The 16267-nt window shown below is 72.6% G+C and carries 15 protein-coding genes; 2 read left to right on the top strand and 13 right to left on the bottom strand.

The genetic code is table 11. The features are described from left to right. The 12 genes from efp to H7827_RS27020 form a co-directional block, all read right to left on the bottom strand. Window positions 1–567: an elongation factor P gene (gene efp / locus H7827_RS27075; protein ID WP_030727075.1), complete on the bottom strand. Its 567-nt coding sequence runs from the start codon at window positions 565–567 to the stop codon at window positions 1–3. A gap of 69 nt (window positions 568–636) precedes the next feature. Further along, complete coding sequence (locus H7827_RS27070) at window positions 637–1749, bottom strand: aminopeptidase P family protein (protein ID WP_030727079.1); 1113 nt, start codon at window positions 1747–1749, stop codon at window positions 637–639. A gap of 89 nt (window positions 1750–1838) precedes the next feature. Next, the gene (locus H7827_RS27065; protein WP_386540527.1) at window positions 1839–2531 is read right to left on the bottom strand and encodes an AAA family ATPase; all 693 of its coding nucleotides are present in this window, start codon (window positions 2529–2531) and stop codon (window positions 1839–1841) included. 225 nt (window positions 2532–2756) lie between these two features. Continuing rightward, a complete protein-coding gene (gene aroB, locus H7827_RS27060) occupies window positions 2757–3860 on the bottom strand; it encodes a 3-dehydroquinate synthase (RefSeq protein ID WP_432747672.1) in 1104 nt (367 codons plus the stop codon). Beyond that, window positions 3857–4372: a shikimate kinase gene (locus H7827_RS27055; protein ID WP_386540530.1), complete on the bottom strand. Its 516-nt coding sequence runs from the start codon at window positions 4370–4372 to the stop codon at window positions 3857–3859. Before H7827_RS27055 ends, aroB begins: the two co-directional genes overlap by 4 nt. After that, on the bottom strand, window positions 4369–5553 hold the full coding sequence (aroC, locus tag H7827_RS27050) for a chorismate synthase (RefSeq protein WP_030727091.1): 1185 nt from the start codon (window positions 5551–5553) through the stop codon (window positions 4369–4371). The genes H7827_RS27055 and aroC overlap by 4 nt, the downstream gene beginning before the upstream one ends. 114 nt (window positions 5554–5667) lie before the next feature. After that, entirely contained in the window at window positions 5668–6510 is an 843-nt protein-coding gene (locus H7827_RS27045; RefSeq protein ID WP_432747671.1) for a shikimate dehydrogenase, read from the bottom strand. Beyond that, the gene (gene mltG / locus H7827_RS27040) at window positions 6510–8273 is read right to left on the bottom strand and encodes an endolytic transglycosylase MltG (RefSeq protein ID WP_432747670.1); all 1764 of its coding nucleotides are present in this window, start codon (window positions 8271–8273) and stop codon (window positions 6510–6512) included. Before mltG ends, H7827_RS27045 begins: the two co-directional genes overlap by 1 nt. A 122-nt stretch (window positions 8274–8395) precedes the next feature. Continuing rightward, window positions 8396–8860 (bottom strand): Holliday junction resolvase RuvX, encoded by a 465-nt coding sequence (gene ruvX / locus H7827_RS27035; RefSeq protein ID WP_386540536.1) that lies wholly within the window; start codon window positions 8858–8860, stop codon window positions 8396–8398. A 3-nt stretch (window positions 8861–8863) separates the two neighbouring features. Further along, the gene (gene alaS, locus H7827_RS27030) at window positions 8864–11530 is read right to left on the bottom strand and encodes an alanine--tRNA ligase (RefSeq protein WP_432747669.1); all 2667 of its coding nucleotides are present in this window, start codon (window positions 11528–11530) and stop codon (window positions 8864–8866) included. Next, on the bottom strand, window positions 11530–11886 hold the full coding sequence (locus H7827_RS27025) for a DUF6167 family protein (protein WP_432747668.1): 357 nt from the start codon (window positions 11884–11886) through the stop codon (window positions 11530–11532). Before H7827_RS27025 ends, alaS begins: the two co-directional genes overlap by 1 nt. Window positions 11887–11897: 11 nt before the next feature. Continuing rightward, window positions 11898–12332 carry a DUF948 domain-containing protein gene (locus H7827_RS27020; RefSeq protein ID WP_432747667.1) on the bottom strand — a complete coding sequence of 145 codons (435 nt, stop codon included), beginning with the start codon at window positions 12330–12332 and terminating at the stop codon, window positions 11898–11900. A gap of 208 nt (window positions 12333–12540) precedes the next feature. Here H7827_RS27020 and H7827_RS27015 point away from each other — a divergent pair, with 208 nt between their 5' ends. Further along, entirely contained in the window at window positions 12541–14784 is a 2244-nt protein-coding gene (locus tag H7827_RS27015; protein WP_432747666.1) for an ATP-binding protein, read from the top strand. Between the two features lie 19 nt (window positions 14785–14803). On the opposite strand, the gene rpsD is transcribed toward H7827_RS27015, so the two are convergent. Then, complete coding sequence (gene rpsD, locus H7827_RS27010) at window positions 14804–15415, bottom strand: 30S ribosomal protein S4 (RefSeq protein WP_043176910.1); 612 nt, start codon at window positions 15413–15415, stop codon at window positions 14804–14806. Between the two features lie 55 nt (window positions 15416–15470). Between rpsD and H7827_RS27005 the strand changes: the two genes are divergently transcribed. Further along, window positions 15471–16256 carry a DUF2470 domain-containing protein gene (locus tag H7827_RS27005; RefSeq protein ID WP_432747664.1) on the top strand — a complete coding sequence of 262 codons (786 nt, stop codon included), beginning with the start codon at window positions 15471–15473 and terminating at the stop codon, window positions 16254–16256. Window positions 16257–16267 lie beyond the last annotated feature (11 nt).

Genomic DNA, 16267 nt, shown 5'->3' with positions numbered 1-16267 from the left:
TCAGCTGTTCACCCGGCCGAGGTATTCACCGGAGCGGGTGTCGACCTTGATCTTCTCGCCCGTGGTGATGAACAGCGGGACGCCGATCTCGTAGCCGGTCTCCAGCTTGGCGGGCTTGGTGCCGCCGGTGGAGCGGTCGCCCTGGACACCGGGCTCGGTGTACTCGATGGTCAGCTCGACCGAGGCCGGCAGCTCCACGAACAGCGGAGTGCCCTCGTAGATGGCCACGGTGGCCTCGAAGCCCTCCAGCAGGAAGTTGGCCGCCTCGCCCACGGTCTTGGGGTCGATCGGCAGCTGCTCGAAGGTCTCGGTGTCCATGAAGACGAAGTCGGTGCCGTCCTTGTAGGAGAACTGCATCCCCCGACGGTCGACGGTGGCGGTCTCGACCTTGGTGCCGGCGTTGAAGGTCTTGTCGACGACCTTGCCGGAGAGCACGTTCTTCAGCTTGGTGCGCACAAAGGCGCCGCCCTTGCCGGGCTTGACGTGCTGGAACTCGACTACGGACCACAACTGTCCGCCGTCGAGCTTGAGCACGAGGCCGTTCTTGAGGTCGTTCGTGGTGGCCACGGTCGCGGAATCTCCTACAGACTGCTGCTGGGGGGACCGGAGGAACCCCCGTGCGCCGGGCGAAGCCGGTCACAGAGCGAGGAGTTCCTTGGTCGTGATGGTAAGTAGCTCAGGACCGCCGTCCGCCGGGGAGCGAACGACGAGCGTGTCATCGATCCGGACTCCGCCCCGGCCCGGGAGGTGTACTCCCGGCTCGACGGTGACCGGCACACAAGGGCCCAGTCTACCCATGGCGGCCGGGGACAGCCGTGGGTCCTCCCCGATTTCCAGTCCCACCCCGTGCCCGGTGGCCGGTCCCAGCGCCGAACCGTGGCCCGCCGCCTCCAGCACCGTACGCGCCGCCCGGTCCACCGCGCGGTACTCGGTGCCCGGTTCCAGGGACTCCCGGGCCGCCCGCTGCGCGGAGAACACCAGGTCGTACAGCTCGATCTGCCAGTCGGCCGGGCTGGAGCCGATCACGAAGGTACGGCCGATCCGGCAGCGGTAGCCGCGGAACCTGGCCCCCAGGCACACCGACAGGAAATCGCCCTCCTCCACCCGCCGGTCGGTGGGCCGGTGCCCGGCCACCCCGGAGTGGGTGCCGGTGGCCACCGACGTGGGGAAGGCCGGGCCGTCCGCGCCGTGGTCCACCAGCCGCCGCTCCAGCTCCAGCGCCAGGTGCCGCTCGGTGCGGCCCACCAGGATCGACTCCAGCAGCTCCCCCAGCGCCCGGTCGGTGATCTCGGCGGCGATCCGCAGGGACGAGATCTCGTCCTCGTCCTTGACCAGCCGCTGGTCCTCCACGGCCCGGCCCAGATCGGTCAGCCGCACCCCGGGGGCGCCGGCGGCCAGCGCCCGGTGGCGGGAGACGGTCAGATGATGTTCCTCGACGGCCACGGCATCGGCACCGGCCTTCATCGCCATCGCGACGGCGGCGGTCGCCGGATCGCTCTCCCCGTGCAGCACCTCGGTGCGCATCCCCTCCGCGTCGGCGGGGCGTGGGTCGGCGATGGCGTCGGCCGCCTCCCAGTGGCTGAGCAGCACATCGTCCCCCGAACGGCCCACCAGCAGGACCGCGTCGGCGGGGGCGGCGCCGACCAGATAACGGACATTGGCGGGGCGGGAGACGACCAGGGCGGTGCTGCCGGCAGCCGAGCAGCGGGCCCGCAGCCGGGAGCGCCGGGCGGCATGTACCTCGGACATGGACCGAGCCTACGCAGCCCGGCGCCGCCAGGCGCCTTCAACACGTCCTAACGTGGCGCCGGTGCGTCACGCGGCGCCGGGCGAGGCCCTCACCAGGCGGGCGGGCTGGACAGGCTGCGGGCCACCGCCTCGTCCAGCATCCGGGCGGTGGTGGCCACGTCGTGCCGGGAGTTGTCGATGATCGGCAGCCCCGAGCCGTACCAGCCGGCCATCCGTCCGTGGATGGTGGCGACCTCCTCGTCGGACAGTCGCCGGGTGCCGCTGCGGGCCGCGTTGCGCTCCAGCACGACATCCAGGCCCGGCAGCAGCACGATGGGGATCAGCCCCGGGCCCACGTGCCGCTTCCAGCCGCCGAGGCCGACGGCGGGGCGGTCCGGGAAGACCGCGTCGTCCAGGATGCAGGAGATGCCATTGGCCAGATAGTTGCGGGCGGCGAAGCCGCAGGTGCGGCGGGCCAGCCGGTACTGGGCCTCGGAACGGTCATCCCACCCGGCGCGCGGGTCGGCGAACCCGGCGCGCACCCACTCGCGCACGTCGTCCAGGCTGATGCTGGCGGTGGGCACCGGGCGGCGGTCGGCCCAGTACCGGGCGACGGTGGTCTTGCCCGCGCCGGCCGGACCGATCAGCAGTACGGCCACCCCGGTGTGCGAGACATCCGGGTGGAGGGGGGCGGTGGCGGGCGGCGGGGCGGGCACCGCGGTGCCCGCCGGCAGTTGGATCCCGCCACTCGTTCCGCCGTCGAACGGGGCGGGCGGCGGCGGGGGCATCCCGGGTTGATGCATCCGGCTTCCACTCCGATGTCTGAGGGCACGGCAGTCAGTTCCGCGCGGCTTTGCCGGTCGGTGACACACCGTACCCGGCCAGGGTGACGCCCGGGGAACGCGCGATGGGGCCGTGGAGTGCCGGGAGGTACCGGACCGATCGCCGGTACGCGGGGGACGGTCCGGGTCTGTCCCGGTTTCCGGGGCGGCGGATGTGGCGGGTACCACAGCCGCCGCCCCGGGTGGTCAGGCGGCGATCTCCGCGTGCGCGGCGAGCAGCATCGCCGGGTCGGGGCCCTCCAGGACGGCCGGCCTGGCCAGCCCCTCCAGCACGATGAAGCGCAGCAGATCGCCCCGGGTCTTCTTGTCCACCCGCATGGTCTGCACCAGCTTGGGCCACTGGTCGCCACGGTAGGTCACGGGCAGTCCGACCGCTTCCAGGATGGCGCGGTGCCGGTCCGCGGTGGCGTCGTCCAGGCGGCCCGCGATCCGGCCCAGCTCTGCGGCGAACACCATGCCCACGGCGACGGCCGCGCCGTGCCGCCAGTTGTAGCGCTCGTTCTTCTCGATGGCGTGCGCCAGGGTGTGCCCGTAGTTGAGGATCTCGCGGCGCCCCGACTCCTTCAGATCGCCGGAGACCACCTCGGCCTTCACCCGGATGGCCCGCTCGATCAGCTCGGCGGTGGCCGGGCCGACCGCGCTGCGGGCGGCCTCGGGGTCGGCCTCGATCAGGTCCAGGATGACCGGGTCGGCGATGAACCCCGCCTTGATGATCTCGGCGAGCCCGGAGACGTAGTCGTGCACCGGCAGCGACTCCAGCGCCGCCAGGTCGCACAGCACCCCGGCGGGCGGATGGAAGGCGCCGACCAGGTTCTTGCCCTCGGCGGTGTTGATGCCGGTCTTGCCGCCCACGGCGGCGTCCACCATGCCCAGCACCGTGGTGGGCACCGCGACCCAGCGCACCCCGCGCAGCCAGCTGGCGGCGACGAACCCGGCGACATCGGTGGTGGCGCCGCCACCCACGCCGACGATCACATCGGTACGGGTGAAGCCGGTCTGACCCAGGGCCTTCCAGCAGTAGGCGGCGACCTCGGCCGTCTTGGCCTCCTCACCGTTCGGCAGTTGGACGGCGATCGCCTCGTACCCCTGGTCGGCCAGGTCGTCGCGCAGCACCTCGCCGGTGGAGGCCAGCGCCTCGGGGTGCAGCACGGCCACCCGCTTGGCGGCCGGGCCGATCAGCGCGGGCAGTTCACCCAGCAGCGCCCGGCCCACCAGCACGTCATACGGGGCGGTGCCCTCGCTGCCGGCGACGGAGATCCGGGTCGGCGGCGTCGGTTCGGGGATGGTCATGCGGCGGTCAGCTCCATCGCGTCGACGATCGCCTGGGCGACCTCTTCCGGTGTCAGGCCCTCGGTGTCGATGACCGTGGAGGCCACCTCCTCGTACAGCGGCAGGCGCGCCTCCATCAGGGCGCGCCACTGCTGGCGGGGGTTGACAGCCAGCAGGGGGCGGGCCGCGTCCAGGCCCACGCGGCGGATCGCGTCGGGCAGCGCGACCTGGAGGAAGACCACCGGCAGCGGGGCCAGCAGCGCCCGGGTGCCGGCGTCCAGGACGGCGCCGCCGCCCAGGGACACCACGCCGTCGTGCCCGCTGAGCGCGGCCCGTACGGCGGCGGCCTCCAGGGTGCGGAAGTGCGCCTCGCCGTCCTCGACGAAGATGTCGGGGATGGCGCGCCCGGCGCCCTGTTCGATGTCGGTGTCGGTGTCCCGCAAGGTGGTGCCGAGCCGTTCGGCGAGCACCGCGCCCACCGTGCTCTTGCCGCTGCCGGGCGGACCGACCAGCACCACGCGGGGAGCGGTCACCGGATCCCCAGGTGGTCGAGGTAGCCGGTGACGTTGCGGCGGGTCTCGGGGACCGAGTCGCCGCCGAACTTCTCGGCGACGGCGTCCGCCAGCACCAGCGCCACCATGGCCTCGGCGACGATGCCGGCGGCCGGCACGGCGCACACGTCCGAGCGCTGGTGGTGCGCGGCGGCCACCTCGCCGGTGGTCACGTCGATGGTGGCCAGGGCGCGCGGCACCGTGGCGATCGGCTTCATCGCGGCGCGGACCCGCAGCAGTTCACCGGTGCTCAGGCCGCCCTCGGTGCCGCCGGAGCGGCCGGAGGAGCGGCGCACGCCCTCGGGGGTGGGCACGATCTCGTCGTGGGCCTTCGAACCGGGCACCCGGGCGAGCTCGAAGCCGTCGCCGACCTCGACACCCTTGATGGCCTGGATGCCCATCAGGGCGGCGGCGAGCCGGGCGTCCAGGCGGCGGTCCCAGTGCACGTGGGAGCCGAGCCCCACGGGGACGCCGTGGGCGACCACCTCGACGACGCCGCCCAGGGTGTCGCCGTCCTTGTGGGCCTGGTCGATCTCGGCGACCATCGCCGCACTGGCCTGCGGGTCCAGACAGCGCACCGGGTCGGCGTCCAGCCGCTCCACGTCGCCGGGGGCCGGAACCGGACCGGCGGGGGCGACGGCGGCACCGAGCCCCACCACGTGCGAGACGATCTCGATCCCGGCGGTCTCCTTGAGGTAGGAGCGGGCGACGGTGCCCAGCGCCACGCGGGCCGCGGTCTCCCGGGCGGAGGCGCGCTCCAGCACCGGGCGGGCCTCGTCGAAGCCGTACTTCTGCATGCCGGCCAGATCCGCGTGGCCGGGGCGGGGGCGGGTGAGCGGGGCGGCGCGGCCCAGATCGGCCAGCTCCGCCGGGTCCACCGGGTCGGCCGCCATGACCTTCTCCCACTTGGGCCACTCGGTGTTGCCGACCATGATCGCCACCGGGGAACCGAGGGTCAGGCCGTGCCGTACCCCGCCGAGGAAGGTGACCTCGTCGCGCTCGAACTTCATCCGGGCGCCACGCCCGTAGCCGAGCCGCCGCCGCGCCAGCGCGTCCGCCACCATCTCCGTGGTGATCGGCACCCCGGCCGGCAGCCCCTCCAACGTCGCGACCAGGGCGGGGCCATGCGACTCCCCCGCGGTCAGCCAGCGCAACCTGCTCAACGGTGCTCCTTCGGTGCTCGACCCGTGCTGAACTGCTGCCCCGATCCTCCCACGCCCGGCAGCACGGGCCGCCGCCCCGTCCGACAGGTGGGCCGGAGCGGGCCGGGGGTGGGGTCAGTTCCCGCGCGAGGAGAGCGCGGCCTCGCCGGCCGCGCGCATCTCCTCGATCGGGGCCGGGGCCACGCCCGTCATCGCCTCGACCTGGAGGACCGCCTGATGCACCAGCAGGTCGAGCCCGCCCAGCAGCCGCCCGCCGCGGGCCGACCAGGCGGCGGCCAGGGCGGTGGGCCAGGGTTCGTACAGCACGTCGAAGAGGATGCCGGGCGCGGCCGGCACCGCGGCGGCGAGCGCGTCCGTGGCCCCGGCCGGGGTGGTGGCGATCACCAGCGGGGCGTCGAGCGCCCGCGCGGCGTCCTCCCAGGCGGCGGTGGTGACGGGGACACCCAGGCGCTCACCCCAGCCGCGCATCTCGGCGGCGCGCTCGGGGCCGCGTACGTAGGCCGTGACCTCACCGTCGCACAGCTGCGCCAGCGCGGCGAGGGCCGAGGAGGCGGTGGCCCCGGCGCCGAGCACGGCGGCCCGGGGCACCCGGGTGACGCCCTGTTCGCGCAGCGCGGCGACCAGCCCCGGCACATCGGTGTTCTCACCGCGCCGGTGCCCGTCGGGGCCGAGGATGACCGTGTTGACCGCCTCCACGGCGGCCGCGGTCTCCCCGATCCCGTCCAGCAGCGGGATGACGGCTCGCTTGAGCGGCATGGTCAGCGAGAGCCCGGCCCACTCCGGGCCGAGGCCGTCGAGAAAGCCGGGCAGGCCGTCCTCGGTCAGCTCGAAGCGGTCGTAGCTCCAGCCGGGCAGGCCGAGCGCCGCGTAGGCGGCGCGGTGCAGTGCCGGGGAGAGCGAGTGGGCGATGGGCGAGCCGAGTACGGCGGCCCTGCGGTGGTGCGGTGCGGTGGTCATCAGTCGTTGTTCTCGCGGTTCCTGGCCTGTTCCGCGTTGAAGTCCTTGACGTGTTCCTCGTGTTTGTCGAAGTCCGTCTCGAAGCGGGTGTCCCCGGGCTTGACCGTGACGAAGTACAGCCAGGTGCCCTCCGTCGGGTTGGAGGCGGCTTCGAACGCCTGGTGCCCCGGGTTGTTGATGGGGCCGGGCGGCAGGCCCTTCACCTGGTACGTGTTGTACGGCGAATCCATCTTGACGTCCTCGAAGGAGACGTCCAGGGACGGGTCGTCACGCACGTAGTTGATGGTGGAGTCGAATTCCAGTTTCTGGTCGATCTCCAGCCGGTTGTAGATGACCCGGGAGACCTTGCCGAACTCCTCGGGCAGCTGCGCCTCCGCCTGCACCAGCGAGGCGATGATGATGACCTCGCGCGGCGTGAAGCCCAGGGCCTCGGCCTGTCCCTCCAGGTCGATCTCGATGAACTCGGCCTCGGCCCGGTCCACCATCTCGCTCAGCAGGGACTCCGGGGTGGTGCTGTCCCCCACGTCGTAGCGGGCGGGGAAGAGGAAACCCTCGACATCGTCCTCGGCCCAGTCGGGGAGACCGAGATCACCGTTCTCGGCCGCCTCCTCGGTGCTGCCCTCCTCCAGGTCGAGCTTGAGGTCGATGGCGGTGTAGATCTGGGAGGCCCGCATGCCCTCGGCGATGATGAGGGTGTTGAGCTGCGCCGGGTCGGTGAGCAGGGCCACCGCGGCGTCCGCCGACATCTCCTGGCGCAGGGTGTAGACACCGGCCTGGATCGGGGCGACCCCGTCCTTGGTCGCGGCGGAGACGAAGGCGTCATGACTCTTGACGACGCCGGCCTCCTTCAGGATGTTGCCCATCTGGGAGACCGAGGCGCCCGAGGGAATGGTCACCTGGACCTCGCCGGTGCCCTCCCCCGCGTAGTCGGGGGCCGGTCCGAAGCGGCTCTGATAGAAGTCGTAACCGAAGTACACCGCGCCGCCCAGGCCGCCGACGAGCACCACGGCGACCACCAGACAGGCGGCGCCGTTGCGCCCCTTGTCCTTGGCCTTCTTCTTGCTCTTGCCGCCGCGCCGCTCCCGCCCGCGCGGCTCGTCCTCGTCGGCCCAGTCGACATCGTCGTCAGCCCGGGAGAAGAAGTCGGCCTCGCCCTGGTCGGGGCCCGGATCCCAGCCGGTGTCCGGGTCGGGTCCCGGGGCGCCGGCCGGTTCCGGCTCGGGGCGGCGCTGCCGGGTCGCGGGCTCCGGCTGCCGCGGCTGCTGGTACGGCTGCGGCTGCTGGCCGGGCTGCTGGTGGGGTTGCTGCTGCTGGTACGCGTCAGCGGCCGGGTAGCCCTGCTGCTGCGCGCCGTACGGGTCCTGGTAGCCGCCGGTGTCGTAACCGCCGCCCTGCTGCTGGGCGTACGGATCGCCGTAGTACTGGCCCTGGCTGTCCCACCCCTGGTTCTGGCCGGGCTGCTGGTAGCAGTCCTGTTGCCCCTGCTGCTGGTGAAACTGCTGTTGCTGAGGGTAAGGTTGCTGCTGCTGTGGGTACTGCTGCTGGTACGGGTCGTTCTGCTGCTGGCCGTAGCCCTGCTGCTGCCCGTACGCCTGCTGTTCCGGGTACTGCTGCTGGCCGTACTGGTCCCAGGATCCATAAGGGTCGCCCTGGCCCTGGGAGGCGCCCTGGGCGCCCTGCCCCTCGGCCCAGCCCTGGTCTCCGTAGAGCGGGTCTTCGGGCTGCCACCCTTGGGCGCCGGGCCCCCGGCCATACTCAGTCATCGATCCCCTTGTGACGCAGGCGGCAGCCATTCGTCCGCGGGGGTGAGATCCCCGGTAGTCCCGCCGCGGCGGGACCTGGTGGAACGACATGCCATGTCGCGCGGAACGTTACCGTATCGCGATCAGACAACCACTTCGACGCACTGCCCGGGCGGGCTGCCCGACACCCTCTCCGTCTCCAGCGCGCTCTGCAGAATCACCACGGCCGCCGCCTGATCGATGCGTGAGCGGCCCTTCTTGGCGTTCACCCCGGAGGCCCGCATGGACTGGGCGGCGGTGACCGTGCTCATCCGCTCGTCCACCAGCCGCACCGGCACCGGCGCGATGCGCCGGGCCGTCTCCTGCGCGAAGGCCCGCACCCGGGCCGCCGCCGGTCCCTCACCCCCGGCGAGGGACCGGGGCAGGCCCATGACGACTTCCAGCGGCTCGTACTCCGCCACCAGTTGTTCCAGCCGCCGCTGAGCGGCGGGCGCATCGCGCCCCGGGACGGTCTCCACGGGGGTCGCCAGCAGCCCGTCGGGGTCGCTGCTCGCGACCCCGATCCGGGCCTCGCCGACGTCGATGGCGAGTCGTCTTCCGCGTCTCATCCGTCAGACGCTCTCGGCGACCTGACGCTCGACGGCGGCCAGCGCGTCGTCGATGGCGGCCGGGTTCTGGCCACCGCCCTGGGCCACGTCGGGCTTGCCGCCCCCGCCGCCGCCCAGCGCCTTGGCGGCGGTACGCACCAGGTCGCCGGCCTTCAAACCGCGCTCGCGGGCGGCCTCGTTGGTGGCGATGACGGTCAGCGGACGGTCCTTGACCACGGTGAACAGCGCCACCACGGCGGGACGGTCGCCCGGGATCCGGCCGCGCACGTCCAGCACCAGCTTGCGCAGGTCGTCCGCGCCGGTGCCGTCCGGCACCCGGCCGGCGGCCAGCGCCACGCCGTGGATGTCGCGGGCCCCGGAGGCGAGCCCGGCGGCGGCCTGGAGGACCTTCTCGGCGCGGAAGCGCTCGATCTCCTTCTCGGCCTCCCGCAGCCGTCCCAGCATCCCGGAGACGCGCTCGGGGAGCTCCTCGGGGCGGCCCTTGACCAGTTCGGTCAGCTGGGCGACCACGGTGTGCTCCCTGGCCAGGAACCGGTAGGCGTCGGTACCCACCAGGGCCTCCACCCGGCGTACGCCGGAGCCGATCGAGGACTCGCCCAGCAGCTTCACCAGGCCCAGCTGGGCGGTGTTGTGCACGTGGGTGCCGCCGCACAGCTCCTTGGAGAAGTCGCCGATGGTCACCACCCGCACCCGGTCGCCGTACTTCTCGCCGAACTCGGCGATGGCGCCCTGCTTCTTGGCGTCGGCCATCGACATCACCTCGGCGGTGACGTCCAGGTCGCGGGCCAGCACCTCGTTGATCTTCTGCTCCACGTCCTGGAGCACGGAGCCGGGCACCGCGGCCGGGGAGCCGAAGTCGAACCGGAAGCGCCCGGGGGCGTTCTCCGAGCCGGCCTGGGCGGCGGTGGGACCCAGGGCGTCGCGCAGCGCCTGGTGCGTGAGGTGGGTGGCGCTGTGGGCGCGGGCGATGGAGCGGCGCCGGGTGACGTCGATACGGCAGTCGGCGGCCGCGCCGAGGGTCACCTCGCCGACCTGGACCACGCCCTTGTGCACGATGACCCCGGGAACCGGCCGCTGGACGTCGCGGACCTCGACCACGGCGCCCGAGGAGAAGGTGATCCGGCCGGTGTCGGCGAGCTGGCCGCCGCCCTCGGCGTAGAACGGGGTGCGGTCCAGCACGACCTCGACCTCGTCGCCCTCCTGGGCGGCGGGGGCGCTCACACCGTCGACCAGGAGTCCGACCACGGTGGCCTCGCCCGAGGTGTCCTGGTAGCCGATGAACTCGGTGGCGCCGGAGGAGTCGGCGACCTCGCGGTAGGCGGACAGGTCGGCGTGGCCCTGCTTCTTGGCGCGGGCGTCCGCCTTGGCGCGCTCGCGCTGCTCCTTCATCAGCCGCCGGAAGCCCGTCTCGTCCACGGACAGGCCCTGTTCGGCGGCCATCTCCAGGGTGAGGTCGATCGGGAAGCCCCAGGTGTCGTGGAGCAGGAACGCCTTGTCGCCGGCGAGGACGGTGGAGCCGGCGGCCTTGGTGTCGGTGACGGCGGTGTCGAGGATGTTGGTGCCGGCCTTCAGGGTCTTCAGGAAGGCGGCCTCCTCGGCGAGCGCGACGGTCTCGATGCGCTTGCGGTCGGTCAGCAGCTCCGGGTACTGCTGGCCCATGCTCGTGAGGACCACGTCGACCAGCTCGCCGACGACGGCACCGTCGGCGCCCAGCAGCCGCATGTTGCGCACGGCGCGGCGCATGATGCGGCGCAGCACGTAGCCACGGCCCTCGTTGCCGGGGGTGACGCCGTCGCCGATGAGCATCACGGAGGTGCGCATGTGGTCGGCGACCACGCGCAGCGCGACGTCGGAGTGGTCGGCGGCGCCGTAGCGCACCCCGGTCAGCTCGCTCGCCTTGTCCATGACGACCCGCAGGGTGTCCGTCTCGTACATGTTGTGGACGTCCTGGAGGATCATCGCCAGGCGTTCCAGGCCGAGCCCGGTGTCGATGTTCTGGGCGGGCAGGTCCCCGAGGATCGGGTAGTCCTTGCCCTCGCCGGGGCCGCGCTCGTACTGCATGAAGACCAGGTTCCAGATCTCCACGTAGCGCTCGTCGTTGACGGCCGGGCCGCCCTCGGGGCCGAACTCGGGGCCGCGGTCGTAGTTGATCTCGGAGCAGGGTCCGCACGGGCCGGGGACGCCCATGTCCCAGTAGTTGGTCTCCTTGCCCAGGCGCTGCACGCGCTCGGCGGGCACTCCGACGATGTCGCGCCAGATCCGCTCGGCCTCGTCGTCGCCCTCGTAGACGGTGATCCACAGCTTCTCGGGGTCCAGGCCGTAGCCGCCGGACTCCTGGGAGCTGGTGAGCAGTTCCCAGCCGAGGGTGATGGCACCTTCCTTGAAGTAGTCGCCGAAGGAGAAGTTGCCGCACATCTGGAAGAACGTGCCGTGCCGGGTGGTCTTGCCGACCTCTTCGATGTCCGGGGTGCGTACGCACTTCTGCACGCTGACGGCGCGCGGGTAGGGCGGGGTGACCTCACCCAGGAAGTACGGCTTGAAGGGCACCATGCCCGCGGGGACCAGCAGCAGCGTGGGGTCGTCCGCGATCAGCGACGCCGAGGGCACCACGGTGTGCCCGCGCTTCTCGAAGAAGCTCAGCCAGCGGCGGCGGATTTCAGCCGACTCCATCAGTGGGTCCTCTTTTCGGGTCGGTGCGGGCCGGGGATCACGGCCCGGGGTTCGGCCGGGCGCGGCACGGCCCGGAAGGTGGTGGTCGGGTTCGGGTGCTCGGCGGCGGCTCCGTCGGGGCCGTCGGGGTCGGCGGTGAGACCGAGGGCCTCGGTGAGTTCGTGCTCGCGCTGTGCCATGCCGGAGCGTACGTCGAGGGCGAAGTCACGCACCCGGTGCCCGGCGGCGGCCGCCTGGTCGGCGGCCCTGACGGCGAGACTCTCGGGGGCGAGCGTGCGCAGCTTGCGCTGGATCCGGGTGGTGGCCCACACGCCGGCGGCGGCGCCGGTGGTGAACCAGAAGGCGCGGCGGAACATGATGGGGCTCCTCAGTCCTTCCCGCCGCGGCGGGACCAGGGGCGCTGGCCCGGCAGCCGGCGGCCGGTGACGGTGCGTCGGGGGGCGCGCCCGGAGTCCGCGGGGCGCCGGGTGAGCGCCCTGCGCACGCCGTAGCCGAAGGCCGCGACCTTCACGAGCGGGCCGCCGAAGGTGGTGGCCACGGTGGCGGAGAGCGCGGAGGCGTTGGAGGTGACCTCCTGGACGTCGGTGGTGATGGTCTCCACCTTCTCCAGCTGGGTCTGGGCGGTGCGTACGGTCGCCGACGCCTCGCCGAGCAGCGGAACGGCCTGTTCGGTCACCGCCGTCACCAGGCGGGTGGCCGCCTTGAGCGTCTGGGCCAGCCTCACCAGCACCACGGCCAGGAAGGAGACCAGGATCGCCCAGAAGACAGCCACCAGCAGGCCGGCCACTTCTCCACCGGTCACGTGCACCGCTTCCCTCGGGTTTCTCCGACAGTTGGGGCCGCGCGCCGCTGACCATGACAGACGGCCGGGCGGCTGCCGCGGCGTCCCGACCTTATCGCGCCCGCGGGGCGCCCCTGTACCGCATATCCGCGCGTGCTGCCAAGAGCGGGGCGAAGATAAACGTTCAGGTTTGTACGTTCTGCTTACCTCCGAGTACGCTGCGTTTCCCATGCGAGGCATCCAGGACGCCGGATCACCGGCCGGAGACTCTTCCCGCCCCCGGCGTACGCCGGGCAATCTCCCTGTGGAGCTGACCACGTTCCACGGCCGGGAGAGCGAGCTCGACCGGTTACGGCACGAGGTGATCCGGGCCCGGCTGGTGACCGTGACGGGCACCGGCGGGGTGGGCAAGTCCCGGGTGGCGGCCCGGGCCGCGGAGCAGCTGAAGGAACGGTTCTCCGACGGTGTCTGGCTGGTCGAGGCCAGCGCCTCGCACGATCCCCAACTGCTGGAGCACAGCGTGGTCGCCGCGCTGCGGCTGAACGACCACTCCGGCCGTGCTCCCCTCACCACCTTGCTGGAGCACCTGGCCCACCGCCGGCTGCTGCTGGTGCTGGACGGCTTCGAGCATCTGGTGGAGGAATCCGCCCGCCTGGTACGGGAGCTGCTGCGCCGACTGCCCGGGCTGCGGGTGCTCGCCACCGGGCGCCGCCCGCTGGGGATCGCCGGGGAGCAGCTGTTCCCCCTGTCCCCACTGGCCGCCCCGGACGCCGCCCGGCTGTTCACGGACCGGGCCGCCGCCGTACGGCCCGGCTTCACGCTCGGCCCGGACAACCACGAGCAGGTGGCGGACCTGTGCCACCGCCTGGACGGCATCCCGCTGGCCCTGGAGCTGGCGGCTGGCCGGCTGCGCACCCTGTCCCTGCCGCAGATGCTGGAGCGGCTCGACGACCGTTTCGCACTCCTCACCGGCGGCACCCGGGACGCGCCGCCGCACCACCAGACGCTGCGCACGGCCGTGGGCTGGAGCCATGAGCTGTGCTCGCCCCGGGAACGGCTGCTGTGGGCCCGGCTGTCGGTGTTCGCCGGGGCCTTCGACCTGGAGGCGGCCGAGTACGTGTGCTCGGGCCCCGACCTCCCGGCGGAACAGGTGCTGGACGTGCTGGCCCAGCTGGTCGCGCAGTCGCTGGTGACCCGCGAGGACGCGCCGTCCGGGGTGCGCTACCGGATGCTGGACACCCTGCGGGCGTACGGCGCGTACTGGCTGGCGGCCACCGGTCAGACCCGGCGGCTGCGGGAGCGGCACCGCGACTGGTACACGGGCCTGGTCAGCTGGTGCGAGCTGGAGTGGTTCTCACCGCGCCAGGAGGAGGTGGCGCTGCGGATCACCGACGAGTTCGCCAATCTGCGGGCGGCACTGGAGTTCGCCGTGGACGAGGACGACGACCCCCGGCACGGGCTGTATCTGGCGGGCACGCTGTGGTTCTGCTGGGTGGGCTGCGGCCGGATCCAGGAGGGCCGCCACTGGCTGGAACGGGCGCTGGAGCGCGAGCGGTACGACCCGGTGAGCCCTGGCGCGGACGGCACGGGTGACAGCGCGGTACGGCTGCGCGCGCTGGGCCTGGCGGGCTATCTGGCGGTGCTCAGGGGCGACACGGTCACGGCACTGGCGGCGCTGCACGAGTGTCTGGAGGAGGCGGAGCGCACCGGGGACGAACGGGCCATCGCCTACAGCCTGCTGCGGATGGGTGCCCTGGCACTGATCAGTGACGACGTGCGGCGGGCCGAGGAGTTGCTGAGCGGCGCGCTGGAACGCTACGCGGAGCTCGGTGAGCTCAACAGCCAAGTGCTGCTGGGGCGGGTGGAGCTGGCGCTCACGCTCGCCTTCGGCGGTGATCTGCAGCGCGCTGTCGCGCTGTGCGAGGAGGTGCGCCGGGAGTGCGCGGAGCACGGTGAGCTGTGGGCGCGCGCCTACGCCCTGTTCGGCCTGGGGTTCGCCGCCTGGACACAGGGGGAGCCGGCACGGGCCGGGGCGCTGCTGCGGGAGGGGCTGGCGATCAGCGCGGGCTTCCGGGACCTGGTGGCGACCGTGCTGATGCTGGAGATGCTGGCGCTGGTCGCGGTGAGCGAGGACCGGGCGCGGGAGGCCGCGGTGCTCCAGGGGGCGGCCGGGCGGCTGTGGCCCTCGGTGGGGATGCCGCTGTTCGGCTCGCAGTATTTCAACGCGCCGCACAGCGAGTGCGAGCGACGGGCGCGCGCGGCGCTGGGTGAGGGCAGCTATCTGGAGGCGGTGCGGGAGGGCGCGGCGCTGACGCCGGAGGTCGCGGTGGAGCGGGCCCTGCGACCCGGAGACGGAGGCCCGGCACCGGCCGGTGGGCTGCTGCCGCTGCCGGTGGAGCCCGCCGCGACCCCCCATCCGTATCCCTTCCCCGGCGAGGGGGATGCGGGGTACGGGCGGGGGATCGCGAGCTAGCCTGCCTGCCTGACGGGGATCAGCGGGCGTAGAACTCCACGACCAGCTGCTCGTCGCAGACCACCGGGATCTCCTTGCGCTGCGGGTCCCGGTCGAGCCGGAACGCGAGCGCCTGGAGGTTGACCTGGAGGTAGCGCGGGGTCTCCCCGTCCAGCGCGTAGCCACCCTCGCGGGCGACCAGGAAGGGGTGCTTCTCCCGGCTGCGCTCGCGGACGGTGACCACGTCGTCCGGGCGGACCCGGAAGGACGGCTTGTCCACCTTGCGGTCGTTGACCGCGATGTGACCGTGTACGACCATCTGGCGGGCCTGGTAGATGGTACGAGCCAGACCGGAGCGGAGCACCAGCGCGTCAAGTCGCCGCTCCAGCTCGATGATCAGAGCCTCACCGGTCTTGCCTTCGACCTTGCGCGCACGGTCGTAGGCGCGGACCATCTGCCGCTCGCTGATGTCGTACTGGGCGCGCAACCGCTGCTTCTCCAACAGCCGGACCTTGTAGTCACTGGTCTGCTTCCGGCCACGCCCATGCTGGCCGGGAGGGTAGGGGCGCTTCTCGAAGTACTTGACGGCCTTGGGGGTCAGTGCGATGCCGAGCGCCCGCGACTTCTTGACCTTGGGGCGTGACTGGTTCACGTGGAACAAACCTCCGTGTAAGTTAGGTGAGGCTTACCTTAGCGGAGGAGAACGCATGCTTCGACCTGGGAGCGCCATCAGCGCCCAACAGCCCACCGCAGCCGAGCGGGTGCGCACCCTCGTGGAGTCGAACGCGTCAGCGAGTCTGACCATTCCGGGCACCGAACTGGACGAACCAGGGCTCAGCACACCCGAATCCCGCGCCGTCGCGGCCTCGGGAGATGTGATGCTGCTGATCCCGGCCCGTGCCCCGGCGGCCAGGGCCGCCGTTCACGCCCAAAGTGACGATCTTACTGCGGTGATGGAGATCACCGACGTCGCCCCCGTCTCCGTACCCCATCGTATCCGGGGTCGCGGATGGGTCGCCGGGTGGCTGACCGCGGTCGCGGGGAGCGAGCGCGCGGCGGCCGCCCGGCTGCTCGCGCAACGGCATCCGGCCGGGCCCGTACCGGGCCCCGAGTGGACCCTGCTGCGCCTGGAGGTCGGCGAGGCGTACACCGACGATCTGTGGGGCGCCGCCCAGGTGGAGCCCGACGAGTTCAGCGCCGCCTCGCCCGACCCACTGGCCCGGCACGAGGCCGAACTGCTCCAGCACCTGGCGGCCTCCCACGAGACGCAGCTGCGCTCGCTGTGCGTCCTGCTGGGTGACCGGGGCAACAGCTGCGGCACCTGGCGTCAGGTGGTGCCGCTGGGGCTGGACCGGTTCGGGCTGCGGGTGCGGTTCTGCGCCGGCGAGCACTGCTTCGACGCCCGCTTCGATTTCCCCGAGCCGGTGCGCGACGTGACCGAGCTGCGGCGGGCCATGCGGCAGCTGTTCGAGGCGGCGGCCGTCCAGGAGTGAACCGCCGGCAC

Origin of the sequence: Streptomyces sp. JH002 (genome assembly GCF_050916115.1) — a bacterium.
GTDB classification, from domain to species: domain Bacteria; phylum Actinomycetota; class Actinomycetes; order Streptomycetales; family Streptomycetaceae; genus Streptomyces; species Streptomyces xiamenensis.
This window is presented reverse-complemented; position numbering and strand designations above follow the sequence as displayed.

What these genes read in the sequence shown, in the direction of transcription:
- H7827_RS27045 (WP_432747671.1), bottom strand. Translation starts at nt 6,510, where the DNA reads ATGACCACCGCACCGCACCACCGCAGGGCCGCCGTACTCGGCTCGCCC.
- alaS (WP_432747669.1), bottom strand. Translation starts at nt 11,530, where the DNA reads ATGGAGTCGGCTGAAATCCGCCGCCGCTGGCTGAGCTTCTTCGAGAAG.
- mltG (WP_432747670.1), bottom strand. Translation starts at nt 8,273, where the DNA reads ATGACTGAGTATGGCCGGGGGCCCGGCGCCCAAGGGTGGCAGCCCGAA.
- aroB (WP_432747672.1), bottom strand. Translation starts at nt 3,860, where the DNA reads ATGACCATCCCCGAACCGACGCCGCCGACCCGGATCTCCGTCGCCGGC.
- H7827_RS27025 (WP_432747668.1), bottom strand. Translation starts at nt 11,886, where the DNA reads ATGTTCCGCCGCGCCTTCTGGTTCACCACCGGCGCCGCCGCCGGCGTG.
- H7827_RS27015 (WP_432747666.1), top strand. Translation starts at nt 12,541, where the DNA reads ATGCGAGGCATCCAGGACGCCGGATCACCGGCCGGAGACTCTTCCCGC.
- H7827_RS27065 (WP_386540527.1), bottom strand. Translation starts at nt 2,531, where the DNA reads ATGCATCAACCCGGGATGCCCCCGCCGCCGCCCGCCCCGTTCGACGGC.
- H7827_RS27005 (WP_432747664.1), top strand. Translation starts at nt 15,471, where the DNA reads ATGCTTCGACCTGGGAGCGCCATCAGCGCCCAACAGCCCACCGCAGCC.
- H7827_RS27070 (WP_030727079.1), bottom strand. Translation starts at nt 1,749, where the DNA reads ATGTCCGAGGTACATGCCGCCCGGCGCTCCCGGCTGCGGGCCCGCTGC.
- ruvX (WP_386540536.1), bottom strand. Translation starts at nt 8,860, where the DNA reads ATGAGACGCGGAAGACGACTCGCCATCGACGTCGGCGAGGCCCGGATC.